The sequence below is a fragment of the Paraburkholderia piptadeniae genome (genome assembly GCF_900007165.1).
Lineage (GTDB): Bacteria > Pseudomonadota > Gammaproteobacteria > Burkholderiales > Burkholderiaceae > Paraburkholderia > Paraburkholderia piptadeniae.
The window spans coordinates 25943-51104 of the sequence record NZ_CYGY02000015.1 but is presented as its reverse complement, the minus strand read 5'-3'; the positions used below and the strand labels follow the sequence as shown (position 1 = coordinate 51104).

At 64.1% G+C, this 25162-nt stretch carries 24 protein-coding genes; 18 read left to right on the top strand and 6 right to left on the bottom strand.

Annotated elements, in window-relative coordinates:
• Nucleotides 1-118 precede the first annotated feature (118 nt).
• The 5 genes from BN2476_RS07080 to BN2476_RS07055 all read left to right on the top strand — a co-directional run bounded on the left by BN2476_RS07080 (nucleotide 119) and on the right by BN2476_RS07055 (nucleotide 5677).
• A complete protein-coding gene (locus tag BN2476_RS07080; protein ID WP_087733451.1) occupies nucleotides 119-919 on the top strand; it encodes a (Fe-S)-binding protein in 801 nt (266 codons plus the stop codon).
• The gene (locus tag BN2476_RS07075; RefSeq protein WP_087733450.1) at nucleotides 916-1647 is read left to right on the top strand and encodes a LutC/YkgG family protein; all 732 of its coding nucleotides are present in this window, start codon (nucleotides 916-918) and stop codon (nucleotides 1645-1647) included. Before BN2476_RS07080 ends, BN2476_RS07075 begins: the two co-directional genes overlap by 4 nt.
• Nucleotides 1644-3089: a LutB/LldF family L-lactate oxidation iron-sulfur protein gene (locus BN2476_RS07070; RefSeq protein ID WP_087733449.1), complete on the top strand. Its 1446-nt coding sequence runs from the start codon at nucleotides 1644-1646 to the stop codon at nucleotides 3087-3089. The genes BN2476_RS07075 and BN2476_RS07070 overlap by 4 nt, the downstream gene beginning before the upstream one ends.
• Nucleotides 3090-3216: 127 nt before the next feature.
• Nucleotides 3217-4938: a lactate permease LctP family transporter gene (locus BN2476_RS07065; RefSeq protein ID WP_087733476.1), complete on the top strand. Its 1722-nt coding sequence runs from the start codon at nucleotides 3217-3219 to the stop codon at nucleotides 4936-4938.
• 256 nt (nucleotides 4939-5194) lie between these two features.
• Complete coding sequence (locus BN2476_RS07055; RefSeq protein WP_328590279.1) at nucleotides 5195-5677, top strand: EamA family transporter; 483 nt, start codon at nucleotides 5195-5197, stop codon at nucleotides 5675-5677.
• Between the two features lie 28 nt (nucleotides 5678-5705).
• Here BN2476_RS07055 and BN2476_RS07050 read toward each other — a convergent pair whose 3' ends face one another.
• Complete coding sequence (locus tag BN2476_RS07050) at nucleotides 5706-6389, bottom strand: Fe2+-dependent dioxygenase (protein WP_087733448.1); 684 nt, start codon at nucleotides 6387-6389, stop codon at nucleotides 5706-5708.
• Between the two features lie 103 nt (nucleotides 6390-6492).
• Nucleotides 6493-8733, bottom strand: coding sequence for a TonB-dependent receptor (locus tag BN2476_RS07045; protein ID WP_087733447.1), 2241 nt, complete (start codon nucleotides 8731-8733; stop codon nucleotides 6493-6495).
• 690 nt (nucleotides 8734-9423) lie between these two features.
• Between BN2476_RS07045 and BN2476_RS07040 the strand changes: the two genes are divergently transcribed.
• Together BN2476_RS07040 and BN2476_RS07035 are read left to right on the top strand one after the other, a co-directional pair.
• Nucleotides 9424-10818, top strand: a complete 1395-nt coding sequence (locus tag BN2476_RS07040; RefSeq protein WP_087733446.1) for an FAD-binding oxidoreductase — start codon at nucleotides 9424-9426, stop codon at nucleotides 10816-10818.
• A 171-nt stretch (nucleotides 10819-10989) separates the two neighbouring features.
• On the top strand, nucleotides 10990-11859 hold the full coding sequence (locus BN2476_RS07035) for a DMT family transporter (RefSeq protein ID WP_235850749.1): 870 nt from the start codon (nucleotides 10990-10992) through the stop codon (nucleotides 11857-11859).
• A gap of 87 nt (nucleotides 11860-11946) precedes the next feature.
• Here the strand turns inward: BN2476_RS07035 and BN2476_RS07030 are convergent, their stop codons facing one another.
• Entirely contained in the window at nucleotides 11947-12375 is a 429-nt protein-coding gene (locus BN2476_RS07030) for a TOBE domain-containing protein (protein ID WP_087733475.1), read from the bottom strand.
• 173 nt (nucleotides 12376-12548) lie between these two features.
• Here BN2476_RS07030 and BN2476_RS07025 point away from each other — a divergent pair, with 173 nt between their 5' ends.
• From BN2476_RS07025 to BN2476_RS07010, 4 genes are all read left to right on the top strand, one after another.
• Complete coding sequence (locus BN2476_RS07025) at nucleotides 12549-12935, top strand: DUF3022 domain-containing protein (RefSeq protein WP_087733444.1); 387 nt, start codon at nucleotides 12549-12551, stop codon at nucleotides 12933-12935.
• A gap of 197 nt (nucleotides 12936-13132) precedes the next feature.
• A complete protein-coding gene (locus tag BN2476_RS07020) occupies nucleotides 13133-13840 on the top strand; it encodes a YceH family protein (RefSeq protein WP_087733443.1) in 708 nt (235 codons plus the stop codon).
• 32 nt (nucleotides 13841-13872) lie between these two features.
• On the top strand, nucleotides 13873-14112 hold the full coding sequence (locus BN2476_RS07015) for a hypothetical protein (protein WP_087733442.1): 240 nt from the start codon (nucleotides 13873-13875) through the stop codon (nucleotides 14110-14112).
• Between the two features lie 303 nt (nucleotides 14113-14415).
• Nucleotides 14416-15300: a M23 family metallopeptidase gene (locus BN2476_RS07010; protein ID WP_087733441.1), complete on the top strand. Its 885-nt coding sequence runs from the start codon at nucleotides 14416-14418 to the stop codon at nucleotides 15298-15300.
• 79 nt (nucleotides 15301-15379) lie between these two features.
• On the opposite strand, the gene grxC is transcribed toward BN2476_RS07010, so the two are convergent.
• Entirely contained in the window at nucleotides 15380-15646 is a 267-nt protein-coding gene (gene grxC, locus BN2476_RS07005; RefSeq protein WP_087733440.1) for a glutaredoxin 3, read from the bottom strand.
• 243 nt (nucleotides 15647-15889) lie between these two features.
• Nucleotides 15890-16891, bottom strand: coding sequence for an AraC family transcriptional regulator (locus BN2476_RS07000; RefSeq protein WP_087733439.1), 1002 nt, complete (start codon nucleotides 16889-16891; stop codon nucleotides 15890-15892).
• 162 nt (nucleotides 16892-17053) lie between these two features.
• On the opposite strand from BN2476_RS07000, the gene BN2476_RS06995 reads away from it, so the two are divergent.
• A complete protein-coding gene (locus BN2476_RS06995; protein ID WP_087733438.1) occupies nucleotides 17054-18448 on the top strand; it encodes a dihydrolipoyl dehydrogenase in 1395 nt (464 codons plus the stop codon).
• Between the two features lie 424 nt (nucleotides 18449-18872).
• On the opposite strand, the gene BN2476_RS06990 is transcribed toward BN2476_RS06995, so the two are convergent.
• The gene (locus BN2476_RS06990; protein WP_087733437.1) at nucleotides 18873-19796 is read right to left on the bottom strand and encodes a LysR family transcriptional regulator; all 924 of its coding nucleotides are present in this window, start codon (nucleotides 19794-19796) and stop codon (nucleotides 18873-18875) included.
• Between the two features lie 162 nt (nucleotides 19797-19958).
• Between BN2476_RS06990 and benA the strand changes: the two genes are divergently transcribed.
• The 6 genes from benA (at nucleotide 19959) to BN2476_RS06960 (ending at nucleotide 25161) form a co-directional block, all read left to right on the top strand.
• The gene (benA, locus tag BN2476_RS06985) at nucleotides 19959-21356 is read left to right on the top strand and encodes a benzoate 1,2-dioxygenase large subunit (RefSeq protein WP_087733436.1); all 1398 of its coding nucleotides are present in this window, start codon (nucleotides 19959-19961) and stop codon (nucleotides 21354-21356) included.
• Complete coding sequence (gene benB, locus BN2476_RS06980; protein WP_087733435.1) at nucleotides 21353-21856, top strand: benzoate 1,2-dioxygenase small subunit; 504 nt, start codon at nucleotides 21353-21355, stop codon at nucleotides 21854-21856. The genes benA and benB overlap by 4 nt, the downstream gene beginning before the upstream one ends.
• Before the next feature lie 72 nt (nucleotides 21857-21928).
• Nucleotides 21929-22963, top strand: coding sequence for a benzoate 1,2-dioxygenase electron transfer component BenC (gene benC, locus BN2476_RS06975; RefSeq protein WP_087733434.1), 1035 nt, complete (start codon nucleotides 21929-21931; stop codon nucleotides 22961-22963).
• A gap of 5 nt (nucleotides 22964-22968) precedes the next feature.
• Nucleotides 22969-23748, top strand: a complete 780-nt coding sequence (locus tag BN2476_RS06970; protein WP_087733433.1) for a 1,6-dihydroxycyclohexa-2,4-diene-1-carboxylate dehydrogenase — start codon at nucleotides 22969-22971, stop codon at nucleotides 23746-23748.
• Nucleotides 23749-23911: 163 nt separating this feature from the next.
• Nucleotides 23912-24655 (top strand): NAD-dependent epimerase/dehydratase family protein, encoded by a 744-nt coding sequence (locus tag BN2476_RS06965; RefSeq protein WP_087733432.1) that lies wholly within the window; start codon nucleotides 23912-23914, stop codon nucleotides 24653-24655.
• On the top strand, nucleotides 24652-25161 hold the full coding sequence (locus tag BN2476_RS06960) for a cupin domain-containing protein (protein WP_087733431.1): 510 nt from the start codon (nucleotides 24652-24654) through the stop codon (nucleotides 25159-25161). The genes BN2476_RS06965 and BN2476_RS06960 overlap by 4 nt, the downstream gene beginning before the upstream one ends.
• The last annotated feature ends 1 nt before the right edge of the window (nucleotide 25162 follow it).

Genomic DNA, 25162 nt, shown 5'->3' with positions numbered 1-25162 from the left:
TCCAACCAATTTGAATTGTCGCGCAGATTTCGGAATCATACGCCAACGATGCAAGCGATCCGCGAAGGCCGCATGCAATGCAGGCAACGCAAAAAGCGGACGCACTCTGGAGCGAGATATGAAGGAAAGGCAATACCCGGCGGCCCCGCGCGACGTCTATCTGTTCGCAACCTGCCTCGTCGATCTGTTCGTGCCCGAAGCCGGACTCGACGCCGTCAGGCTGCTCGAACGCGAAGGGCTCGTGGTGCACTTTCCTCACGAGCAAAGCTGCTGCGGCCAGCCCGCGTATAGCAGCGGCAATCCCGAACAGGCGCGCGATGTCGCGCGCGCCCAGCTCGACCTCTTCTCGAAGCCGTGGCCCGTCATCGTGCCATCGGGTTCATGTGCGGGCATGATGCGCCATCACTGGCCGAAGCTCTTCGCCGACGAACCGGCGATGGCAGAGAAAGCCCGCGAGCTTGGCGAGCGCGTGTACGAGCTGAGCGAGTTTCTGCTGCGCGTGCTGCATATCGAACTCCCCTCCACCACCGACGCGCCCGCCGAACATGTCGTGCTGCACACGTCGTGCGCGGCGCGGCGTGAAATGGGCACGCGCGTGCATGGCGTCGAACTCGTCGATGCATTGCCGGGCGTCACGCGCATCGAGCACGAACGCGAATCGGAATGCTGCGGTTTTGGCGGCACGTTTTCGTTGAAGCATCCCGACATCTCGGGCGCGATGGTACGCGACAAGGTGGCCTCCGCTTGCGCGACGGGCTGCGAGCGGATCGTTTCCGCCGACTGCGGTTGCCTGCTGAACATCGGACACGCGGCACGCCACCAGGACGCGCCCATCGAAGTCGAACATCTCGCGAGCTTCCTGTGGCGGCGCACGCAAGACCCCACGGCCCGCAACGAGGGCAAGGGAGGCAAGGCATGAACGCGCGCGAACGCATGCTCGGCCGGTTGCGCGCAGCCGCGCCCGCCCATGTTTCCAGCGACGAACTGAAGCGTCTCGACGCACGCATCGATCTGCATTACGACAGCCGCCGCGCCGCGCGCCCCGCTGTCGAGCGATCGACGCATGCCCTCGTCGAATCGATGCAGGCCGCGCTCGCCGCCTCGCATGCGGAGGTGTTTCGCGCAACGGAGCGCACGTGGCCCGCGTTGATCGCGCAACGGCTCGTCGATGCGAACGTGAAGCGCGTGCTGCTCGACACGTCGCGTGCGGAAGGCGCGGCGTTGCAACGGGCGCTGCCGCTTTCCATCGCGACACACACATACGACCAGCCGATCGAAAACTGGAAAGCCGAACTGTTCGAAACGATCGACGCCGGCTTTACGGTCGCGCGCTCGGGCATTGCTTCGACGGGCACGCTGATCGTCGCGCCCGACGCGGGCTCGCCGCGCACGATGTCGCTCGTGCCGCCGCTGCATATCGCGCTCGTCTACGCCGATTCGCTGCACACGGACCTGCACGCGGCGATGCGAGCCGAGCAATGGCAAGCCGGCATGCCGACGAATCTCGTGCTGATCTCCGGGCCGTCAAAGACGTCCGATATCCAGCAGACGCTCGCCTACGGCGCGCATGGTCCGCGCGAACTGTGGGTCGTGATCGTCGAAGATCGAGCCGGACATACTGAGGACACGCACGGAGACGCCGCATGAACGCCACCCCGATGCACTTCGTGCCGACGCAGGACTTCAAGGCGCGCGCGCGTGCCGCGCTCGACGATTCGAAACTGCGCAGCAGCTTTCGCGGCGCGATGGACTTTCTGCAGACGAAGCGCCGCACTCAGTTTCCCGACGACGACGAACTGCAACATCTGCGCGATCTCGGCGAAGCGGTGCGACGTCATGCGCTGTCGCGCCTGCCCGACCTGCTCGTGCAACTCGAAGAAAAGCTGACGGCGCGCGGCGTGCACGTGCACTGGGCCGAAACGGCCGCCGACGCCACCTCGATCATTCACGGCATCGCGCAAGCGCATGACGCGAAGCGCGTGATCAAGGGCAAGTCGATGGCGAGCGAGGAAATCGAGCTCAACCATTACCTCGAAGCGCGCGGCATCGACTGCATCGAGTCCGACATGGGCGAGTACATCGTGCAGCTCGCGCACGAAAAGCCGTCGCATATCGTGATGCCCGCGATTCACAAGACGAAGGCCGACATCGCGGAGCTGTTCGAAGCGCACATTCCCGACACGCGCTATACGGAAGATGTAGACGAGCTGATCCAGACGGGCCGCCGCGCATTGCGGCGCGCGTTCGTCGATGCGGACATCGGCCTGTCGGGCGTCAACTTCGCCGCCGCCGATACGGGCACGCTGTGGCTCGTCGAAAACGAAGGCAACGGACGGCTGTCCACGACCGTGCCCGACGTGCACATCGCGATCATGGGCATGGAAAAGGTGGTCGAGAAGCTGTCGCATATCGTGCCGCTGTCGAGCCTGCTGACGCGCTCCGCGACGGGCCAGGCGATCACGACGTACTTCAATCTGATCACGGGCCCGCGACGCGAAGGCGAACGCGACGGTCCGCGCGAAATGCACGTCGTGCTGCTCGACAACGGCCGCACGCAGGCCTACGCCGACGAGCAGTTGCGCGCGACGCTGCAATGCATCCGCTGTGGCGCGTGCATGAATCATTGCCCCGTCTATACGCGCATCGGCGGACATGCGTACGGCACGACGTATCCGGGCCCGATCGGCAAGATCATTTCGCCGCATCTGCTCGGCCTCGACGAAACGGCCGATCTTCCGACGGCATCGAGCCTGTGCGGCGCATGCGGCGAAGTGTGCCCCGTGCGCATTCCGATTCCCGAACTGCTCGTGCGTCTGCGCACGGAAGCGAACCGCAATCCGAACGAAGTGGTCGCGCATCCGTTGCGTGGACAGGGCGCGAAGTTCAGCCGCGAAGAACAGTTCGTGTGGCGTTTCTGGAGCGGCGCATTCGCGCATCCGCGCGCCTACCGGATGCTGCGCTGGGCCGCGACGCGCCTGCGCGCATTCGCGCCGAAGAACCAGATGGGCTGGACCCAGCACCGCGAACCGCTGAAGCCCGCGGCGCGCAGCCTGCACGATCTGATGCGCGAGCGCAGACAGCCCGAGTAGCCCGCGCGCTTCGCAGCTTCGGCAACCCACACCGACGCGCACGCATCGCCCACGAGGGGCGGTGCGCGCGCACGCGGCTGCACGCCGCCGACACCGATTCATTGACGCATATTCGGAGGAGACCGACATGCACCCGTGGTATCAGACCTATCTGCCGCTCGGCAGTCTATGGCTCTCCGCGCTCGCGGCCAGCATCCCGATCATCTTTTTCTTCGTCGCGCTCGCGGGACTGCGTCTGAAGGGGCATGTCGCGGCGGCGGGCACGCTGCTGCTGTCGCTTGCAGTGGCCGTGTTCGCGTATGGCATGCCCGTGCAACAGGCGCTGGCCGCCGCGGGCTTCGGCTTCGCATACGGCTTGTGGCCGATCGCGTGGATCATCGTGACGGCCGTGTTCCTCTACAAGCTCGTCGTGAAGACGGGACAATTCGACATCATCCGTGCGTCGGTGCTCGCGCTGACGGATGACCAGCGCCTGCAACTGCTGCTGATCGGCTTTTCGTTCGGCGCGTTCCTCGAAGGCGCGGCCGGCTTCGGCGCGCCCGTCGCGATCACGGCGGCGCTGCTCGTCGGCCTCGGCTTCGATCCGCTGAAGGCGGCGGGCCTCTGCCTGATCGCGAATACGGCGCCTGTCGCGTTCGGCGCAATGGGCATTCCCATCATCGTCGCGGGCCAGGTGACGGGCATCGATCCGTTCCTGATCGGCGCGATGGCGGGCCGTCAGTTGCCGCTGCTCTCGCTCGCCGTGCCGTTCTGGCTCGTGTTCATGATGGACGGCAAGCGCGGCGTCAAGGAGACGTGGCCTGCCGCGCTCGTCGCGGGCGGCAGCTTCGCCATCACGCAGTACTTCACGTCGAATCACATCGGGCCGGAACTGCCGGACATCACGTCGGCGCTCGTGAGCCTCGTCGCGCTCGCATCGTTCCTGAAGGTGTGGCAGCCGCGCCGTGCAAACGATACGGCACGCGGCACGGTCAGCGGCGGCACGGCGGCGCTGTCCGGTTTTGGCGGAGGCTTCGGCGGCATGGGCGGTGCGAATGGCGCACCGGGCGTGAGCCGCCGCGCGTCGCCCTACACGGTTGCACAGACCATCCGCGCATGGGCGCCGTTCGGCATTCTGACGGCCGTCGTGACCGTGTGGAGCCTGCAACCGTTCAAGGCGCTGTTCGCCGCGAAGGGTGCGCTTGCCGGCACGATCCTCAAGTTCAAAGTGCCCGGGCTCGACCAGCTCGTGATGAAGACGGCGCCCATCGTCGCGACGCCGAAGGCCTATGAGGCCGTGCTGAAGATCGATCTGCTCTCGGCGGTCGGCACGGCGATTCTCGTCACGGCGCTGATCTCGATGGTGTTGCTGCGCGTGAAGCCGCGCGATGCGCTCGCGACGTTCGGCGAGACGGTGAAGGAATTGCGCCGCCCCGTGCTGTCGATTGGTCTCGTGCTGTCGTTCGCGTTCGTCGCCAACTACTCGGGCATGTCGTCGACGCTCGCGCTGCTGCTGGCCGGCACGGGCGCTGCGTTCCCGTTCTTCTCGCCGGTACTCGGCTGGCTCGGCGTGTTCCTGACGGGCTCGGATACGTCGTCGAATGCGCTCTTCTGCTCGCTTCAGCATACGACCGCGCATCAGATCGGCGTGTCGGACACGTTGCTCGTGGCCGCGAACACGTCGGGTGGCGTGACGGGCAAGATGATCTCGCCGCAGTCGATCGCCGTTGCGTGCGCGGCGACGGGCCTCGTCGGACGCGAGTCGGAGCTGTTTCGCTTCACCGTAAAGCATAGCCTGCTGTTCGCACTCGTCGTCGGTCTGATCACGCTGTTGCAGGCCTATGTGCTGACGGGCATGGTGCCGGGCTGATTCTCTGCCGCTCGTTGTTCACATGAACGCCCGCTGCTACGCGGGCGTTTTTCCTTCTGCCGATTCGACTAGCCATGCCTTCAGCGTCTGCGCGCCCGGCTTGAGTTCGATCGGATTCGGATGCACGAGGTAATACGCCGTTTTCAACGACAGCGCGAAGTCGAACGGGTCGACGAGCGACTTCCCGACCCGTTCGGCCTCTGTCGGGGCTCGCTCGTCAGCACGACGCCCTGCCCGCGCGGTCGCGAGCGTCGATCTGGGCGGCGTCGGCTATACGGTGATGGGATCGTTGAGCGTGGGCGCTTCGTTCGTCTACGCGCGGCGCTTTCTGTCGCACCTCGACATGTCGCCCGTCGCGCTCTCGACATGGAAAATCGGCTTCGCGTTGCTGACGATTGCGTGCGTGACGCCCTTCCACGGCATGACGCGCATTGCGGACGATGCGCGCGCCGCAGCCGGCATCGTGCTCGGACTCGAACTCGGGCTGCTCGGCACAGGCGTCGCGTACATGCTGTACTACTTCATCGTGACGCTGCTCGGCGCACTGGCGGATTCGAGCGTGACCTACATTGTGCCTGTCGTCGCGTTGATCATCGGCGTGCTGTTCGCGCACGAGCCGATGCGCGCGCTCGATCTGCTCGCGATGGCTTGCATTCCCGGTGGGGTGTATCTGCTGCAAAGCGGGTGCAATCCGAAGAAGGCGGCACCCGCTGCATCGGCGGCACGACGTGTGACGTAGCCGCTCGCGCTTGCATCAGGTCGCCGCGTCAGGTCTCGCTCCACATACGCAGCAGGTTGTGATAACAGCCGACCAGCGTGCGGCGCGCGGCCTCGTCGCCGTTCGATGCGTTGAGCCGCTGGATTGCGCCGTCGAGATCGAACAGCATCGCGCGTTGCGTGTCGTCGCGCACGAGGCTTTGCACCCAGAAGAAGCTCGATACGCGCGCGCCTCGCGTCACAGGGCGCACCTGATGCAGGCTCGTGCCCGGATAGACGATCGCATGTCCCGCCGGCAGCTTCACTTCGTGCACGCCGAACGTATCTTCGATCAACAGTTCGCCGCCATCGTATTCGTCGGGCGGCGTGAAAAACAGCGTCACGGAGATGTCGGTGCGCACGCGCGCGCCGCTGCCCGGCACGAGGCGTATCGCGCCGTCGACATGATTGCCGAAGTGCATCCCGCCTTCATATCGATTGAAGAGCGGCGGATACACCTTGTTCGGCAGCGCGGCGCTGATGAAGAGAGGGTGACGCTCCAGCGATGCGATGATCCGATCGCCCAGCTCCAGCGCAATCGGCGAGCCTTCGGCAATCTGCTGGTTGCGCTTGACGGGCGCGCCCTGATAGCCGGCTGTCGCGCGCCCATCGACCCAGGCGTCGCTGGCTTCGAGTTGCGCGCGCATCTCGGCGGCTTCGGCGGGACTCAGTACGTCCGGGATCGAGACAATCATCGTTCAACGTTCCTGCACAACGGTGCGTCATCGCGCGCTTTCTGCATGAAGGGCTTCGTGCAGGAAAGCGCGCGGTGTTTCGTGGACCTTTCGCTTCAGGCGATCAGAAGAAGCGATAGTTTAACGTCGCGAGGAACGTGCGGCCGAGACCCGGCACCGCGCGCCCGCCGTCGGACGGAATCAGCGCATCGTAGTAGTTCTTGTCAGTGAAATTCAGCACGTTGAACTGGATGTCGTAACGCTTCGCGTGATACGCGGCCATTGCATCCCAGCGCGTATAGCCGCCGACCTGCACGAAGTTGTTGTTCGCCGCGTAGCGCGACGACACGTAGGTCGGACCGCCGCCGACTTCCCAATGCGGTGTGAACGCGTACGTGGTCCACAGTGTCAGCATGTTGCGCGGCGTATTCGCGGGCACCTTGCCTTGCGTGCCGTCGAACGCCTTCAGGATCTCGCCGTTCATATACGTATAGCCGCCGAACACCTGCCACTTGTTCGTGATGTGGCCGGCCAGACCCAGCTGATAGCCGCGCACGCGGATATCGCCGTCGAGCGTATAGGAGCCGTCCGCATTCAGCGTGCGCGCATTGGTCTTCTCGATGTTGAAGAGCGACTGCGTCACCGAGAGGCCGCCGCCGAGCAGATCCCACTTCGAGCCGACTTCATACGATTTGTTGTGCTCGGGCGGCAGTTTCTGTTGACCGTTGGTCAGCGTCAGCGCTTCGAGCGACGGATCGAACGACGTGCCATACGACACGTAATACGACTGCCAGTCGGTCGGCTGCCAGATGATGCCGCCGCGCACGCTGGTGAAGTAGTTGGTCTGCGTCGCATAGCCCGGCGCGTTGATCGAGTTCCTGATCGACGCCTCGTAGCGGTCCCAGCGCACGCCGCCCACCACCTTCCAGTGCTGGCCGATCGACACCGTGTCGTTCGCATAGATGCCCACGCCGTTAGCGCTCGATTCAGCGAGATTGGTGGCCACTTCCTTCACGTTCGACGGACGCGGCGTATACGGCGGATCGATGAGCGGCACGACGCCGATCGTGTTCGACGGCAGTCCCGGCGAAGTCGCCGTGAAGGTCTGGTTGCTATACGTTTCGTGGCTCAGATCAATGCCCGTGACCACCTCGTGCTTGAGCAGACCCGTATCGAACTTCGCCTGCAAGTCAGTCGAGTTGTAGATCGAATGATCGTTGATGTTGCGGTCCTTGCCCTGCAGCTTGACGAACAGCTTCGACGGATCGAGCGTCGTGAAGTTGCCGTTGGTGAGCGCCGTCGACGTGGCAAGCGGGCCCGTCAGCACCGATGCCGCATTGGTTGCGCGCGCATCCGTGCTGTAGTGGCTGAACTGCGTCTGGTTGCGCAGGACGAGACCATCGTCGAAGCGGTGCTGGATACGCGCGCTGAAGGTCTGCACGTCCTGAATCGTGCGGTCGTCGGTATAGCCGTAGAACGTGCCGCGATTCACGGGCGCGGGATGGCCGTTCAGCGGCGGAATGCCGTAGTCGGGCTGATCGCGGTTGTGCTGGATCAGCGCGGACAGCGTGATCTCCGTCGGCGTGCCGATGCCGAACTTCACTTCGGGCGCGACGCCGTAGTCCTTGTTCTTCATCACGTCGCGCGACGAACCGAGGCTCTGGCCGAAGGCGTTGATACGGAACGCGGAGGTGTCGGTGATCGGCGTATTGAGGTCGACCGTCGTGCGATAGCGGTCGTGCGTGCCCGCCTGCACGGAGACGTCGGCGCGCTTCTTCAGTTCCGGCTCCTTGCTCACCTGGTTGATCACGCCGCCCGTCGAGCCGCGCCCGAAGTACAGCGACGACGGACCATACAGCACGTCGATCGATTCGAGGTTGAACGTGTCGCGATAGTACTGGCCGCGATCGCGGAAGCCGTCCAGATAGATGTCGGTACGCGCCGAGAAGCCGCGCAAATTGATGTTGTTGCCGATCTGCCCGCCTTCCGCCGCGCCGATCGTGATGCCGGGCACGTTGCGCAGCGCGTCGCTGAACGAGCTCACCGCCTGCGATTGCAGCACGGCCTTCGGCACCACCGTCACCGCCTGCGGGATGTCGCGCAGCGCGGTCGGCACTTTGGCGCCCACGCTCGACGTTTCCGGCTGGAAGTCGCCGGAGTTGTCGGCCTGGCCCGTCACCTTGACGGCGGGCAGCGTGGCGTTTTCGGACGGCTGGCTTGCGGAGGGCTGGCTGGCGGGAGGCGTCGACGAGTCGGCCTGGGCAATGCTGGCTACCGGTGCTGTCGCAGGCGTCGTCGTTTGAGCGTAGAGCGGCGTCGCAAAGACGGCCAGGACGGCCGCTGCGAATGGCGTAGTTCGATGCATCTCGATTCCTGTCGTTGTCGCTGATTTTTCTTGGTGCGACGGGCAAGCAGCACCCGTCCGGTTCGCGCGACGGGCGCGCGAACCGCCCCGCCAAGCCGGATTGCTTCGGCTCGTCATTTCCTAAATGCGAATCGCTATCATTACATGAACAGTAACAATTCGCAATATTCTCGGAGCATCTGTGGTCATTGCGCGTCACTCAAGCTTTTGATCGCGCGGTCGTCCCTTCGGCGTCGGCTAAAAGATGTGCGTGCGTTACTGCTTCGACGGCGACATGGCAATGCCAACTCGCGCTCGCTCGTTTAAGGATGCGATGAGGACGGCACAATCGAACGCTTCACGTCATACGTAAGCGCAGCATTGAGCGCGATGAGTCTTCGCCACATGCGAAGCGCGATGCGTCAGCTTCCCCTAGATCCGACTCACGCTCGCATCGCAGCCGCGATGCGACGCGTTTTTCCGGAGCACTCCATCCGTGCGCCGTTCAGAAAATGCCTTGTTTTGCAGTGCTTTTTTGATGGGCAACCCGTCACGACTGCGTTTGCGGCGCATGCGACCGAATACGGGTATACGTTAATTAGTACGCGCGGACCCTCCCCGTTTTACTGGATGAAAGCCAGGTCGTCCGAACTACTTTGATCAGACATGATCGAGGGGTCGGACGTCGTTCTTTTGTACCGGAGGTGTAGCATGGCGAATCTGTCCAGCAGTGCAATCGATGAACTCAAAGCTCTCACGCGAGGCCAGGTGGTATTGCCCGGCGATCCATCGTTCGATGAAGCGCGCAGCATCTGGAATGGAATGATCGACCGCCGCCCCGCGATCATCGTGCGCTGCGCAGGCACGGCGGACGTGCGCCGCGCCGTCAATTTCGCGCGCGACAACAGCCTGCTGCTGGCCGTGCGCGGCGGCGGACACAATATCGCAGGCAGTGCCGTGTGCGAGGACGGCATGCTGATCGACCTGTCGCCGATGAAGTCCGCGCGCATCGATCCCGTCGCGCGCCGCGCCTATGTCGAGCCCGGCTGCACGTTGCGCGACTTCGATCACGAAGCGCAGGCCTTCGGTCTCGCCACGCCGCTCGGCATCAACTCGACGACGGGCGTCGCGGGCCTCACGCTTGGCGGCGGTTTCGGCTGGCTGAGCCGGCGCTTCGGGATGTCGGTGGACAACCTGATTTCGGCCGACGTCGTCACCGCCGACGGCCAGATGCTGCGCTGTAGCGCCGATGCTCACGAGGACCTGTTCTGGGCGATTCGCGGCGGCGGCGGCAACTTCGGCGTCGTCACGATGTTCGAGTTCCAGCTGCACGCTGTCGGCCCGGAAGTGTACGGCGGCCTCGTCGTGCTGCCGATGGATCAGGCGCGCGATGCGCTCGTCAAATATCGCGCCGCCTTCGAAACGTGGCCCGACGAGCTGACCGTCTGGGCTGTCGCGCGCTTTGCGCCGCCGCTGCCCTTCCTGAGCGCCGACGTGCACGGCAAGCCGATCATCGCGTTCGCCATCTGCTACACAGGGCCGGCCGCGAACGGTCCGGGCATGGTCGACGAGGTGCGCAAGTTCGGCACGCCGTATGGCGAGCATCTCGGGCCGATGCCGTACACCGCGTGGCAACAGGCCTTCGATCCGCTGCTCACACCCGGTGCGCGCAACTACTGGAAGTCGCACAATCTTGCGACGCTGGACGATGGGCTGATCGACGCGTTCATCGATGCGATCGGCAATCTGCCGTCGCCTCAGTGCGAGATTTTCTTCGGCGCAATCGGCGGACAGACGATGCGCGCCGCGCCCGATGCGACGGCCTACTCGAACCGCGACGCGAAGTACGTGATGAACGTGCACGGCCGCTGGACGGAAGCCGCCGACGACGAGCGCTGCATCGCGTGGGCGCGCGCGTTCTTCGACGCGTCAGCACCGTTCGCGCTCGGCAGCGTGTACGTGAACTTCATGACGGAAGAAGAATCGACGCGCATCGGCTCGGCCTATGGTCCGAACTACGAGCGCCTCGTCGCCGTGAAGGACCGCTATGATCCACACAACCTGTTCCGTCACAACCAGAACATCAAGCCGTCCGCTATGGCCTGATTGCGATGCAGGGGCGCGCCTCGTATTCATGACGTGGCGCGCATGAACGTCGCGATGCCGGATAGCAAGCGCTTTCTCATTGCTGTCCGGCATTTTCGTTTTTTGCGCCTTCGCTATCGCCTTGCGTTGCATCGTTCGATGCGCGCATGCCTGACCCGACGTTAAAGTATCATGCGCACTTCCGATGCAACCCTTTCCTCGCCGCTTTCCATGCGCATGCGCATCGCCTTGCTGACGATCGTCGCGATGTTCGCATTCGCGGGCAACTCGCTGCTGTGTCGTGTTGCGCTCAAGGGCACGTCCATCGATCCCGCCACCTTCACGACCGTTCGCCTCGTGTCCGCGGCTATCGCGCTGTGGATCATTCTGCACGCGCGTCGGGTTTCGCTGCCGGTCGGCGGCAACTGGATTTCCGCTTTCGCGCTCATCGCATACGCTGTGACGTTTTCGTTTGCGTATGTATCGCTCGCAGCGGGCACGGGCGCGCTGCTGCTGTTCGGCGCCGTGCAGGCGACGATGATAGGCTACGGTCTCGCGCGCGGCGAACGTCTGAGTCCGCGTCAATGGATTGGTGTTGCATGCGCGCTTGCGGGCCTCGTCGGTCTGGTGCTGCCCGGCCTCAGCGCGCCGGCTCCGCTCGCATCGCTGCTGATGCTGTGCGCGGGCGTCGCGTGGGGCGTGTATTCGCTGCGCGGCAAAGGCGCCGCCGATCCGATCGCCACGACGGCGGGCAATTTCATCCGCGCTGTTCCGTTCGCAGTGGCCGTCAGCGCCGGCATGTTTTCCCACATGTCGTTCGACGCAATGGGGCTGCTATTCGCGGCGCTATCCGGCGCTTTGACGTCGGGTGTCGGCTACGTGATCTGGTACGCGGCGCTCAAAGAACTCAGTGCTGCCACGGCCGCGACCGTGCAACTGAGCGTGCCGCCGATCGCCGCGATCGGCGGCATCGCACTGCTCGGCGAACCGCTGACCGCGCGCCTCGCGCTGAGCTCGATCGCGATCCTTGGCGGCATCGCGCTCGTCGTCGCGCGCCGCTGAGGGCAGCGCCCCCTCGCTTCTACATCGTGCTGTCACCAGACAAAAGCGCTGCGTCGAGCCCCAGCGCCAACCCTATCGCCGAACCACTTACTGATCGACGCCGACGATCACGCTCGACGCCTTGAAGATCGCCGCGGCCGCCTTGCCGCTCGCGAGGCCGAGCCGCTCGACGCTGTCGTTGGTGACGATGGCCGCGATCTGCGCGCCGCCCGTGGCGGAGATGATGACCTCGCTATTGACGGCGCCCTTCGTCACCGACGCGACCGTGCCCGCGACGCAATTGCGCGCCGACACCTTGCTGCTGTCCGCATCGACCATCACGATCACCGACGACGCCTTCACCAGCGCGAACGCCGGCTTGCCGGCCGCGAGTCCCAGTGACGACGCGCTGCCGTGCGTGATCACCGCGACAATGTCGAGACCGTCCTGGGTGCGCAGCGTGATTTCGTCGTTGACGGCTCCCGTCTTGACGGCTGTCACCTGACCGGCGAAGTGATTGCGGGCGCTTGTACGCATGGCGATGCCTCCTTTGGGTTGCCGTTGTTCGCTGTTGCAACGGTGGTCGTTGGAAGCTTGCAGTGTACCGCGCGCGAATGACGGTCCGCCATCCAGGTGCCGCGTCGGAATGGGCACCCCGGTTGCTGCAAACGAAGGATGAAACTCGGGATGAACCTTCGAAAGGAGCCGCAATGAAAACGATCGATCTGTCGCAGCGCATCGAGGAAATCGAACTGGCCCTCGCCGCTACCTTCGAATCGCCGAAATCGCCGACTGTCAGCGCGTATCAGGAGGGAGCCACCACGTTTCTCACGCTGTCGTGGGTCGTCAAAACGGGCCGCGATACGACGCTCGACACACGCTGTGTCGCGAGACTCGAGATCAGCGATCGCCAGATCAACCACTATGCGGCGCTCGACACCGCGAAACGGCGCATCGTGCAAGACCGCCTGAAAGACCTGCTGCGGCAGCGCGTCGATGCGATGCGCTCGGAACCGGGCTCGGCGGAAAACTGCTCGCTGCAGATCGACATCGACGACGCCGTGTTCGACGTGCCCGACGAGCCTTACAACATCTAGCGTCGGCAGCGGCGAACGCCTGGTCGATGGTGCGTCCGCGCCAGGCGCAGCCGCCAAGCGCAGGGCCGCCGCGCGGGGAAGCGCCATCGGCGCACACGACTTCCCGTCCTTTTACGGGGACAATAGACTATGCTAACGCGCGAGCCGCAACGCTCGCGCCATTGCGCGCCGCCGCATACAACCCGAGTCTATTGCCGATGAACACCACCACCGACGATTCCCCGCGCCCCGCCATGCGTGCGCTCACGCCGCTCGAAGCGCGCGTGCTGGGCGTGCTGTTCGAGAAGCAGCACACCGTGCCCGATACCTATCCGTTGTCGCTCAATTCGCTCGCGTCGGGCTGCAACCAGAAGACCTCGCGCTCACCCGTGATGAACGTCAGCGAAAGCGAGATCATGGATGCGATCAACAGCATGAAGCGCCTGTCGCTCGTGCTCGAAGGCAGCAGCAGCCGCGTGCCGCGCTACGAGCACAACATGGAGCGCGTGCTCGGCTTGCCGCGCCAGTCGGCGGCGCTGCTGACCGCTTTGCTGCTGCGCGGTCCGCAGACGGCCGCCGAACTGCGGCTCGCGACGTCGCGCCTGCATGGCTTCGCCGATACGTCGTCGGTCGAAGCCTTTCTCGAAGAACTCGCGGCCAACGATCCGCCGCGCGTCGTCAAGCTCGGGCGCACGCCGGGCGAGCGCGAAAGCCGCTGGATGCATCTGCTGTGCGGCGAGCCGTCGCCCGAACTGATTCGCGGCGCGGCCCTGTCCGACGATGCGCTGCCGCCCGGCGAACTCGAATCGCTGCGCGCGCAGCAACGGCAGTTGAGCGAACGCGTCGAGCGGCTCGAGGCGCTCGTCACGCGCCTCGCGGGTGAACTGGGCGTATCGCTCGACGATCCGAAGGACAGCCCGTCATGAAGCCGCAGAAAGAGACGTAGAAAGGGAGACGCATGTTTGTCGTGTACTGGCTCGAAGAAGGCAATGCGTCGACGGAAACCGCTCGCTTCGAGCGGTTTGGCGACGAAGACATGACGCAAGCACTCGCGTTCACCGAGACCTTGCGCAAGAAACAGGCGGCAGGCGGCGACGTGAGCTTCGTCACGTTGTGCAGCGAGAACCCGCGCTCGGTCGGCAAGGCGGGCGCAGCGGACCCGCCCGCCGGTTACGCGTGGAAAAAGCGCCGCTCGTGACAGCCGTCGCGCGAGCGCTGCTGCGACGGGTGTGTTCACGAGTGACATCCCTTAGCGCGAAACGTCGCTGCTTGCGTAAGCGACCGGCGCGCGCCCGTCGCGATTCAACCCATCTCCCCACGCACACTTCGCAACACAAACGCGCCCGCAAAAAGCGCGAATGCGAAGCTGTGTAAAACATTCAGGATTCCGGAAGCAAACGTCAACTTCCGCTGTCGAAGCGGCGTTCTACGCGTTCGGGCCCTGGACGGCCCCGGCGCGCCCACGTGCCCAGCATGGCCGAACGACAAGAGGAATACCGACATGACACACACGCAATCGAACCGCCGCGCGTATCTGCTACTGGGCACAGGTCTCGCGCTGCTATTGGCGAACGCAGGTTGCACGTCGCTGCCCTGGCAGATAGCTCCCGAGGACCGTTCGTCCGGCCAGCCGACGCAAGCGGCGACATCGGCGAGCCAACCGGCGCCGCGCGTGGGGGGCAGCACGACGAGACCGCTTGCGCGCGTGAAGGAAGGCTATTACCGCGTCAAGCCCGGCGATACGCTCTATCGCATCGCGACGGCCCACGGCCAGCGCAGCGACGACATCGTCAAATGGAACAGCCTGCCAGACGCGAACCACATCGAACCGGGCGGCGTGTTGCGCGTCGCGCCGCCCGACGCAGCCGAGGACAGCAAGTCCGTCGCGACAACGACTGCGCAAGCCACGTCCAAAGCGCCCGCGAAGCGCGAAGCCGCCGCCGACAGGAACGACAGCGAGAAGGGCGACAAGGGCGAAAAGGGCGACCAGGACAAAAGCGACAAGACCCGCTTCGGCTGGCCAGCGCGCGGCATGCTCAATGCAGTGTACGGACAGGGCAAATCGAAGGGCATGGTGATCGCGGCCCAAGCCGGCGATCCGGTGAAAGCCGCTGCCGCTGGCCGCGTCGTGTTCGCGGGAGATGGCGGCAAGCCGTATGGGAAGCTGATTGTCATCAAGCACGACGACACGCTCGTGACGACCTATGGACACAACCGCAAACTGCTCGTGAAGGAAGGCACGACCGTCAAGCGCGGCGAGACGATCGCCGAAATGGCGGAGAGCGCAAAGGGAGCAGGTCCGGGAGCAGGCTCGCTGCGATTCGAAGTCCGCAAGGACGGCAAGCCCGTCGATCCCGCGCCCTATCTTCCGCGCGTCGGTTCGTGACGGGCGCGGGTGCTATAAAGGAAAAAGCCGCGAACGGCCTGCACCGTTCGCGGCTCCAACATCGCGCCACGCGTCCTGCTTAACGCACCGCGTTCGCCTCGAGCAGCGGCTCGAGACGCCCCGCCGTCTCCAGCGCATTCAGATCGTCGAAGCCGCCGACATGCGTGTCGCCGATGAAGATTTGCGGCACCGTCCGGCGTCCCGTGCGTTCGATCAGCGCGAGCGCCGTCGGGCGATCGTTCTGCACGTTGATTTCCCTGTACGACAGGCCTTTGTTCGTAAGCAGCGCTTTCGCTGCAAGGCAATACGGGCAAGTCGGCGTCGTATAGATCGTGATAGCGGACATGGTTCACTCCTTGTTCGAGAAGAGTTGCCGTCGGCGACGGGCTGGTTCAACTGTAGGTGCGCGAGACCGCGCCGTTAATGTCGGCGCATCTCATGAAGATGCTCGTTCGGCTCACCGGTTGCGGGCGCAACGGTGACGAGGCACGATATACGCTTGCCACGTGTGCGCCAAAGCCTTGTACGACAAGGGTTTGGGCCCGACGCACGCCCCCGCCGGGCACAGCTGTCCGTTTTCTGAAACTCTCTATTTCGCTGCGTCGGCGGAAGCGGCCTGCACATGTCCGCCCGATGCGCGCCAGCGCGCCGGCGTCACGCCGATCTGCTTCTTGAACACGCGCTGGAACGCCGCTTCCGACTGATAGCCGACCATCTCGCCGATATCGCCGACGGGCGTCGTCGATTCGAGCAGCGAGCGGCCCGCGATCGTCATGCGCACTTCGGTGAGCACGTCGGTCGCCGAGCGGCCGATCGCTTCCTGGAACTGCCGCACGAAAGTCGCGCGCGACATGTTGCAGAGCGCCGCGAACTGGTCGAGCGTCCACGGCTTGCCGGGCAATTCGAACATCGCCGATACGGCCGGCTGCAGTCGCGGGCGCCCCGCCAGCGCGAGCAAGCCGAGCGGCGGCTGCGCCGATTCGCTCGCGAAACGCAGCGTCAATGCAAAAAGCGCCGCCGACAGATGATTGACGAGCGTCTCGCTGCCGGGGCACTCGTCCATTGCCTCTTCGCGCATCAACTCGATCAGGCGCGCAAGCCGCGAACCCGCGACGCTTTTCACCGAATCCCTGCTGACGCCGTTGGGTTGGGCGCCGCCGTTCGCGTTCGCGTGCGCGCCGCTGCGCACCACGAGCCGCGACGGCAGATGATCGCGCAGCAATCGATCCGGCACGGCGCCGAGCAGAAAGCGGCCGCACAGGATGTCGGCGGCTTCGCCCGCGCCGCCATTCTCCGCTACCGTCAGCGTGATGTTGCGCCGCTCCGTTGCCGGGACGGGCTTTGCGCCGCTGCCGTCATGGATGCGATGCGCGCCGCCCGTCGGAAACACGATGATGTCGCCCGCCACCAGTGGCTCGGGCGGACCGCTGCCGTCTTCGAGCACCGCGTGCCCCGACAGCAGCACGTGATACGGAATCTCGCGCACGCCCGCCGGGCCTTCTTCGATCGCCCACGGCGCGCCGAAATGACAGCGGATATCCACGCGCCCGCTCACCGGCATCAGCGACAGAAAGCGACTTAGCAGATCCATTTGAGCCGAATAAGCATGTTTTTGAATCGTTCGAGGATTAGCACGCAGGACGGCAAACCGTACAGTGGCAACAGTGCAATGCAAACCGATTCTACTGGACGGCAGCGAGGCGCGGCGGCAACCCGTTGTACTCCGCCACCCGGCCGTCAGAGCGAGGAACATATGAAGACGCTTCATATCGATGTGGCTGTTATCGGCGCCGGCAGCGCCGGTCTGCCCGCCTTTCGCGCCGCGAAGGCCGCGGGCGCGAGTGTCGTGCTGATCGAAGGCGGCGCATATGGAACGACCTGTGCGCGCGTCGGCTGTATGCCGTCGAAGCTGCTGATCGCCGCCGCCGACGCCGCGCATGCGGCGCGACGCACGGCACCGTTCGGCGTGCATGTCGATGGTGCCGTGCGCATCGACGGACGCGAGGTGATGGCACGCGTCAAAGGCGAGCGCGACCGCTTCGTGGGCTTCGTCGTCGAATCGACGGAAGGCATTCCGGCTGAAGAGCGGCTGATCGGCTACGCGCAATTCATCGACGACAACGTGCTGCAAGTCGGCGACCATACCCTCGTGCATGCGAAGAGCGTCGTGATCGCGACGGGCTCGTCGCCGTTCGTGCCGCCGATGTACCAGGCGCTCGGCGACCGCGCGATCGTCAACGACGACGTGTTCGCGTGGGACGACCTGCCGCGCAAGGTGGCCGTGATCGGCGCGGGCGTGATCGGGCTCGAACTGGGCCAGGCGCTCGCATGGCTCGGCGTCGACGTGACGATGCTCGGCGCGCGCGGCCGTGTCGGTCCGCTGAGCGATCCCGCCATCAAGGGCTATGCGCAACAGGTGTTCAGCGAGTCGTTCCGTTTCGAGCCGCATGCGCAAGTGGAAGCAGCGACGCGCGAAGGCGACAGCGTGCATCTGCGCTATCGCGACAGCGCGGGCGAGCTGCGCGAAGACACGTTCGATTACGTGCTGGTCACGGCGGGCCGCCGGCCGAACGTCGACCGGCTCGGGCTGCGCAACACGACGCTCGAACTCGATGCGCGCGGCGTGCCCGTGTTCGATCCCGTGACGCTGCAAGCGGGCAAGCATCCTGTGTTCATCGCCGGCGACGCGAACAACGTGCTGCCGCTGCTGCACGAAGCAGCCGACGAAGGCCGCGCGGCTGGCGAAAACGCCGCGCGCTTTCCCGATGTGAAGCCGCTCGTGCGCCGCGCGCCTATTTCAGCCGTGTTCACCGAGCCAGGCATCGCGATGGTCGGCACGCGTCACGCGGACCTCGCCGCCGATTCGTTCGTGACGGGCGAAGTGAGCTTCGAAGACCAGGGCCGCAGCCGCGTGATGCTGCGCAATCGCGGGCTGATGCACGTGTATGTGGACAAGGTATCGCACCGTTTTGTCGGCGCCGAGTGGCTCGGGCCGGATGCCGAGCACATCGCGCATCTGCTTTCGTGGGCGCTGCAGATGAACCTCACGGTCGATGCGATGCTCGCGATGCCGTTCTATCACCCCGTCGTCGAGGAGGGACTGCGGACTGCGTTGCGCAATGCAGCGGCGCAACTGCCGAAGGCCTGACGAGAAAACGCTTCGGTGAATGCTGCTGTCGATTGTTGATCCAATTGCGAGCACTGATAGAGAGCTGCCCCGGAATCTTCGACAAGAACCTTCCGCGAATCCGGGGCAGCCTCTCATAGTCGGGTTGCCCGTTCTGCCCGTGCTTCGATTCGCTTTCCCTTCCAGATAGTTGATACGCCCGCTTCCGCGGGCGACGTCGTTTTGACGTTTCCGCGTCCGTCAAAACGTCATCCAGCTCGTGACACATGAGGTTCACCTATATATCACAGCATGTGATATCGGTGTCGGAAGCAATCGCTTACGCACGAGTTGACCTTTCCTCTGCTGCCGATTATTGGTTGCTCGAAGCCGACTGATACGAGGGGGTCCGAAACATGTGTCGACTTTGCCCGGCGACGAGCGCGGAAAACCAGATCAATGCATGTCACGCGCCCTCTTCATGCGGCGGCAAGTATTCCATGTGTTGTTCCTCGTATAGCCGATAGATCAGTTCGAGCATCTCCGTGAGGTCTTCCGATTCGTCGAGCTGCCGCATGCTCATGATGATCGGCGACACCAGATTCGAATCGTCGAGTTCCTTGTAACTCACGTCGTCGCGCTTGAGTCCGTACACGCTCGTCGGCACGACAGCGATTCCCTCGCCCGCCGCGACCAGTCCCAACGCGATCTGCAGTTCGCGCGTCTCGTAGATGCGCTTCGGCTCCAATCCACGATCGCGGAATGCGGCGAGCACCTGGTCCGCGTAGCTCGGACGCGGCGCTTTCGGAAAGATGATCAGCGTTTCGTTGACGAGATCGTGCAGCGACAACACCGGCTTCAACTCCGACAACGGATGCCCGACGGGCAGTCCGACGATCATCCGCTCCTCGCGCAACACGATGCGCTTGATGCTCGGGTCTTCATGACGGATGCGCCCAAAGCCCACGTCGATCACGCCTTCCTTGAGCGCCTTGATCTGATCCATCGTCGACATTTCGACCAGCGTCAGTTCGACAGCGGGATGTTCATTGCGAAAGCGGCGAATGATCTTCGGCAACATCCCATAGAGCGTCGAGCCGACGAAACCAACCGACAGGCTGCGCTCGATCTTGCCGACGCGCCGTGTCATCGATTCGAGTTCCGCCGTTTGCGCGAGCAATTGCACCGCGTGCGAATAGAAGAAGCGCCCCGTGTCCGTGAGTTCGACGGGCCGTGAGTTGCGCACGAAAAGCTGCACGCCGAGCAGGTCTTCGAGCTGCTGCATCTGGCGGCTCAACGGCGGCTGTGCGATGTGCAGCCGCTGCGCGGCGCGCGTGAAGTTGCGCTCCTCGGCCACGGCGACGAAATAACGCAAATGGCGCAACTCCATGACGATACCCCTGGGATATGGACCTGATACTAATTCAGTGTTGGACGCGCCGTATGTGCGCCAACTACTCTTCACACAACCGCAGCGCCCTAACAAATTATACCTTTCGGGTAGCAACCGAATGGGCGAGCGAGACAGCAACCCTGTTGCAGGAGACATCCGATGATCCCCATCTACCCGGACCGCAGTCCGAAGCTCAAGCACATCGACGACTATCTGGTCGAAGACCCGGCGCGCGGCGACTACCGCCTGCACCGCAGCGCCTTCACGGATGAAGCGCTATTCGAACTCGAGATGCAGCACATCTTCGAAGGCAACTGGATCTATCTCGCGCACGAAAGCCAGATTCCGTCGAACAACGATTACTTCACGACGACGATGGGCCGCCAGCCCGTCGTCATCACGCGCAACCGTCAGGGCGAGCTCAACGCGCTCGTCAATTCGTGCACGCATCGCGGCGCGATGCTGTGCCGCCACAAGCGCGGCAACAAGGCGACGTTCACTTGCCCGTTCCACGGCTGGACCTTCAACAACAGCGGCAAGCTGCTGAAGGTGAAAGACCCGCAAGAAGCGGGTTATCCCGAGTGCTTCAATCACGAGGGCTCGCATGATCTGAAGAAAGTCGCGCGCTTCGAAAACTATCGCGGCTTTCTGTTCGGCAGCCTGAATCCCGATGTGAAGCCGCTTGCCGAATATCTGGGCGAAGCGTCGAAGATCATCGACATGATCGTCGACCAGTCGGAAGACGGGCTCGAAGTGCTGCGCGGTTCGTCGACGTACACGTATGAAGGCAACTGGAAGCTGACCGCCGAAAACGGCGCGGACGGCTATCACGTGTCGGCCGTGCACTGGAATTACGCGGCCACGACCAATCACCGCAAGGAAAAGAACGCGGCCGAAGACAAGATCCGCGCAATGGATGCGGGTGGCTGGGGCCGCCAGGGCGGCGGCTTCTATGCGTTCGAACATGGCCACATGCTGCTGTGGACGCGCTGGGCCAATCCCGAAGACCGCCCGAACTTCAGCCGCCGCGACGAGTTCGCCGGGCGCTGCGGCAGCGAAACGGCCGACTGGATGATCCAGAACTCGCGCAACCTGTGCCTCTATCCGAACGTGTACCTGATGGATCAGTTCGGCTCGCAGATTCGCGTGCTGAAACCGCTGTCGGTGAATAAAACGGAAGTGACGATCTATTGCATCGCGCCCAAAGGCGAATCCGATGAAGCACGCGCACGCCGCATTCGCCAGTACGAAGACTTCTTCAACGTGAGCGGCATGGCGACGCCCGACGACCTCGAAGAATTCCGCGCCTGCCAGCAAGGCTATGCTGCGCGCGCCGTCGAATGGAACGACATGTGCCGCGGCTCGGCGCACTGGATCGAAGGCGCGGACGAAGGCGCGCAAAAGATCGGCCTCAAGCCGCTTTTGAGCGGCGTAAAGACGGAAGACGAAGGGCTTTACACGGTCCAGCACCGCTATTGGGTGGAGACGATCCGCAACGCGCTCGCCGAGGAAACGCAAGCCGGTGCGGGGAAAAGCGCGGAAAGGAGCGCAGCATGAGCACGACTATCACAGCGCCGACGCTTGCGGAGATTCAAGCATTTCTTTACCGCGAAGCACGTCTGCTAGACGACGAGCAGTGGGACGACTGGCTCGAGCTGTATCACCCGGACGTCGTCTTCTGGATGCCCTCGTGGGACGACACGGACCAGCTGATCACGGACCCGCAACGCGAAATCTCGCTGATCTACTACCCGAGCCGCCAGGGCCTCGAAGACCGCGTGTTCCGCATCAAGACCGAGCGCTCTAGCGCGACGATTCCGGACACGCGCACGAGCCACAACATCAGCAATGTCGAACTCGAAAGCGAAGACAGCGGCGTCTGCACGGTGCGTTTCAACTGGCACACGCTGAGCCATCGCTACAAGACCAATTACAGCTATTTCGGCATGTCGCGCTATGTGATCGATTTCAACGGCGATTTGCCGCAGATCCTGAACAAGTACGTCGTGTTGAAGAACGACTACATCAATCAGGTGATCGACGTCTATCACATCTGAGCGCACGCGCTTCGCGATCCGCCACGAGTCGATCACAAGACGCGAGCAGCACAGGAAAGTCAGGAGCAGTCCATGGAACATCGCATTGCACTTCAGTTCGAAGACGGCGTCACGCGTTTCATCACGTGCCGCGACAACGAAACGCTGTCGGATGCCGCCTATCGGCAGAAGATCAACATTCCGCTCGATTGCCGCGACGGCGCATGCGGGACGTGCCGCGGCTTTTGCGAATCGGGCTCGTATGACCTGCCGGAATCGAGCTATATCGAAGATGCGCTGACGCCCGAAGAGGCCTCGAAAGGCTATGTGCTCGCCTGCCAGACGCGCCCGCGCTCGGACTGCGTGATCCGCGTGCCCGCTTCGTCGGCTGCGTGCAAGACGGGCGTCGCGCGTCATGAAGGCACGCTTGCGAGCGTGCACAAGCTCTCCGATTCGACGATCGAATTTTCGATCGACGTCGATGCGCCCGATCAGTTGTCGTTTCTCGCGGGCCAGTATGTGAACGTCGAAGTGCCCGGCAGCGAACTGTCGCGCTCGTATTCGTTCAGCTCCGCGCCGGGTGAATCGCGCGTGTCGTTCGTCGTGCGCAATGTGCCCGAAGGCAAGATGAGCACGTATCTGAGCACCCATGCGCAGCCGGGTCAACGCGTGGCGTTTTCGGGGCCCTACGGCGCGTTCTATCTGCGCGAAGCGACGCGTCCCGTGCTGTTCCTCGCGGGCGGCACGGGCATCGCGCCGTTCCTGTCGATGCTCGACGTGCTCGCCGCGAAAAATGCTGCGAAAGACACTGTGAAGCAGCCGGTGCGAATGGTGTACGGCGTGACCAACGACATCGATCTCGTCGCGCTCCCGCAACTCGATGCGGCCCGAGGCAAGCTGCAAGACTTCGAGTACCGCACCTGTGTCGCCGAAGCATCGAGCAGTCATCCGCTCAAGGGCTACGTGACGGCTCATGTCGAGCCTGACTGGCTCAACGGCGGCGACGTCGATGTATACCTGTGCGGACCCGTTGCGATGGTCGATGCGGTACGCGGTTGGCTCGGCGAAATCGGCGTGACGCCCGCGAGCTTCCACTACGAAAAGTTCTCTGCCACCAACGCGGCCTGAAGATCATGAACCAACGCTTCGAAGGAAAAATCGTCGTCGTGACGGGCGCGGCGCAAGGTATCGGGCGCGGCGTCGCCATCGCGGCGGCAAGCCAGGGCGCAACGCTCGTGCTGTGCGACCGCTCGGATTTCGTGCATGACGTGGCGTCCGAAATCTCGGCGCCGGGCGCGCGCTGCATCACCGTCATCGCCGATCTGGAAACGTATGCGGGCGCATGCAAGCTGGCCGGCGCGGCGCTCGACGCGTTCGGCCGCATCGACGTGCTGATCAACAACGTCGGCGGAACGATCTGGGCGAAGCCGTATCAGGAATACGAGGAAGCGCAGATCGAAGCCGAAGTGCGGCGCTCGCTCTTTCCGACGCTCTGGTGCTGCCGCGCAGTGCTGCCTTCGATGATCGAGCGCAAGCGTGGGGCAATCGTCAACGTCTCGTCGATTGCAACGCGCAGCATCTATCGCGTGCCGTATGCGGCATCGAAAGGCGGCGTCAATGCGCTGACGGCGAGTCTCGCGTTCGAGCATGCCGACGACGGCATTCGTGTCAACGCGGTCGCGACGGGCGGAACGGAAGCACCCGTGCGGCGCGTGCCGCGCAACACCGACCAGCAGACGGAGCAGGAAGCGCTCTGGTATCAGGCCATCGTCGACCAGACGAAGGCGACGAGCCTCATGCATCGTTATGGAACGATCGACGAACAGGTTGGCGCCATTCTCTTTCTCGCATCCGACGAAGCGTCGTACATCACAGGCACCGTGCTGCCCGTGGGCGGCGGCGATCAAGGCTGAAGTCTCGCGCGCAAAAAACGCGGCCGCCCGATGCATTTCCCTGGTGGCATAGCGCCTAAATTGGCTCAATCATTCTGTCGATAATGGCTCTTTCTACAGGCCATTATCATCGATAATCTCCGTGTGACGGGCTGCGAAGCCCGGCCTATACGGAGATCATCGGATGAACACGAAAGTCTTTCTTGCGGGCGCGACGGGTGCCGTCGGCAGTGCGCTCGTGCCGTTGCTCGTCGACGCGGGCTATACCGTCTACGGCAGCACGCGCCGTCCCGAACGCGCGGCGCGGCTCGAACGGGCGGGCGCCGTACCCGTCGTCGTTGACGTGTTCGATGCGCGTGCGCTCGGCGAGGCGCTGATGCGCATCGAGCCCGCGTGCGTGATCCATCAACTGACCGACTTGCCACCAGCGCTCGAACCTTCGAAGATGGCAGGCGCGCTCGCAGGCAACGCGCGGATTCGCGACGAAGGCACGCGCAATCTGCTTGCGGCGGCGGTGGCAGCGGGCAGCACGCAGTTCATCGCGCAGAGCATCGCGTGGGCTTATCGCGAAGGCACGCAGCCCTACGACGAAACGCAGCCGCTCGATACCCATTCGGAAGGCAGCCGACTCGTCACCGTGCTTGGCGTCGAGTCGCTCGAAACGCAGGTGCTGGAGGCGCCCCTCGTCGGCGCGGTGCTGCGCTATGGGCAACTGTACGGCCCGGGCACGGGCTTCGATGACGCCCGCGGCGCGACTCCGCTACACGTCGACGCAGCGGCGTTCGCAGCGCTGCTCGCCTTGCAACACGGCGCACGCGGCGCGTTCAACATCGCCGAAGACAATCCCGTCGTGTCGACGGAGAAAGCGAGGCGCGAGCTCGGCTGGTCGGCGAACTGGCGGCGCCCGCTTGCGGGCGTCGAGCGATGAACGCCGCACGCGGGCTCGCCGACGTGCGGCATGCGCGGACGCTCGCCACGCTGTCACTGCTCGCGCTCGCTCCCCTTGCCGCGCTGCCGACGCGCCCCGCCGTCCAATGGCTCGCTGCGATGTGCAGCACTCGGCTCCTGAGCGACGCATCGCCCTCTTCCGATGCGGCCCGCCGCCCCGTGACGACCGTGCGTCCGCTGTCGTGCGAGCCTTTGGCCCATGTGCCCGGCAAGTCCGTGACGACCGTGATCGTCGACTATCCGCCGCGCGCGTTCACGCCCGCACATCGGCATCCTGGATCGGTGACGGCGTTCGTGATCGAAGGCACGGTGCGCTCGCAACTTGCTGGTGGCCCTGCGATCGACTATCAGAGCGCTCAGACATGGTTCGAGCCGCCCGGCACACTGCATGAGTTCGCAGAGAACCCGGACCCTGCTCGGCCCGCGAAACTGCTCGCCGTGTTCGTCACCGATTCGGATTGCGGACCGCTCGTGCTGCCGCCCTGAA

Bases quoted from the DNA above. Each gene is read 5' to 3' on its own strand.
- BN2476_RS07080 (WP_087733451.1), top strand. From the start codon at position 119: ATGAAGGAAAGGCAATACCCGGCGGCCCCGCGCGACGTCTATCTGTTC.
- BN2476_RS07075 (WP_087733450.1), top strand. From the start codon at position 916: ATGAACGCGCGCGAACGCATGCTCGGCCGGTTGCGCGCAGCCGCGCCC.
- BN2476_RS07070 (WP_087733449.1), top strand. From the start codon at position 1,644: ATGAACGCCACCCCGATGCACTTCGTGCCGACGCAGGACTTCAAGGCG.
- BN2476_RS07065 (WP_087733476.1), top strand. From the start codon at position 3,217: ATGCACCCGTGGTATCAGACCTATCTGCCGCTCGGCAGTCTATGGCTC.
- BN2476_RS07050 (WP_087733448.1), bottom strand. From the start codon at position 6,389: ATGATTGTCTCGATCCCGGACGTACTGAGTCCCGCCGAAGCCGCCGAG.
- BN2476_RS07045 (WP_087733447.1), bottom strand. From the start codon at position 8,733: ATGCATCGAACTACGCCATTCGCAGCGGCCGTCCTGGCCGTCTTTGCG.
- BN2476_RS07040 (WP_087733446.1), top strand. From the start codon at position 9,424: ATGGCGAATCTGTCCAGCAGTGCAATCGATGAACTCAAAGCTCTCACG.
- BN2476_RS07035 (WP_235850749.1), top strand. From the start codon at position 10,990: ATGCGCACTTCCGATGCAACCCTTTCCTCGCCGCTTTCCATGCGCATG.
- BN2476_RS07030 (WP_087733475.1), bottom strand. From the start codon at position 12,375: ATGCGTACAAGCGCCCGCAATCACTTCGCCGGTCAGGTGACAGCCGTC.
- BN2476_RS07025 (WP_087733444.1), top strand. From the start codon at position 12,549: ATGAAAACGATCGATCTGTCGCAGCGCATCGAGGAAATCGAACTGGCC.
- BN2476_RS07020 (WP_087733443.1), top strand. From the start codon at position 13,133: ATGAACACCACCACCGACGATTCCCCGCGCCCCGCCATGCGTGCGCTC.
- BN2476_RS07015 (WP_087733442.1), top strand. From the start codon at position 13,873: ATGTTTGTCGTGTACTGGCTCGAAGAAGGCAATGCGTCGACGGAAACC.
- BN2476_RS07010 (WP_087733441.1), top strand. From the start codon at position 14,416: ATGACACACACGCAATCGAACCGCCGCGCGTATCTGCTACTGGGCACA.
- grxC (WP_087733440.1), bottom strand. From the start codon at position 15,646: ATGTCCGCTATCACGATCTATACGACGCCGACTTGCCCGTATTGCCTT.
- BN2476_RS07000 (WP_087733439.1), bottom strand. From the start codon at position 16,891: ATGGATCTGCTAAGTCGCTTTCTGTCGCTGATGCCGGTGAGCGGGCGC.
- BN2476_RS06995 (WP_087733438.1), top strand. From the start codon at position 17,054: ATGAAGACGCTTCATATCGATGTGGCTGTTATCGGCGCCGGCAGCGCC.
- BN2476_RS06990 (WP_087733437.1), bottom strand. From the start codon at position 19,796: ATGGAGTTGCGCCATTTGCGTTATTTCGTCGCCGTGGCCGAGGAGCGC.
- benA (WP_087733436.1), top strand. From the start codon at position 19,959: ATGATCCCCATCTACCCGGACCGCAGTCCGAAGCTCAAGCACATCGAC.
- benB (WP_087733435.1), top strand. From the start codon at position 21,353: ATGAGCACGACTATCACAGCGCCGACGCTTGCGGAGATTCAAGCATTT.
- benC (WP_087733434.1), top strand. From the start codon at position 21,929: ATGGAACATCGCATTGCACTTCAGTTCGAAGACGGCGTCACGCGTTTC.
- BN2476_RS06970 (WP_087733433.1), top strand. From the start codon at position 22,969: ATGAACCAACGCTTCGAAGGAAAAATCGTCGTCGTGACGGGCGCGGCG.
- BN2476_RS06965 (WP_087733432.1), top strand. From the start codon at position 23,912: ATGAACACGAAAGTCTTTCTTGCGGGCGCGACGGGTGCCGTCGGCAGT.
- BN2476_RS06960 (WP_087733431.1), top strand. From the start codon at position 24,652: ATGAACGCCGCACGCGGGCTCGCCGACGTGCGGCATGCGCGGACGCTC.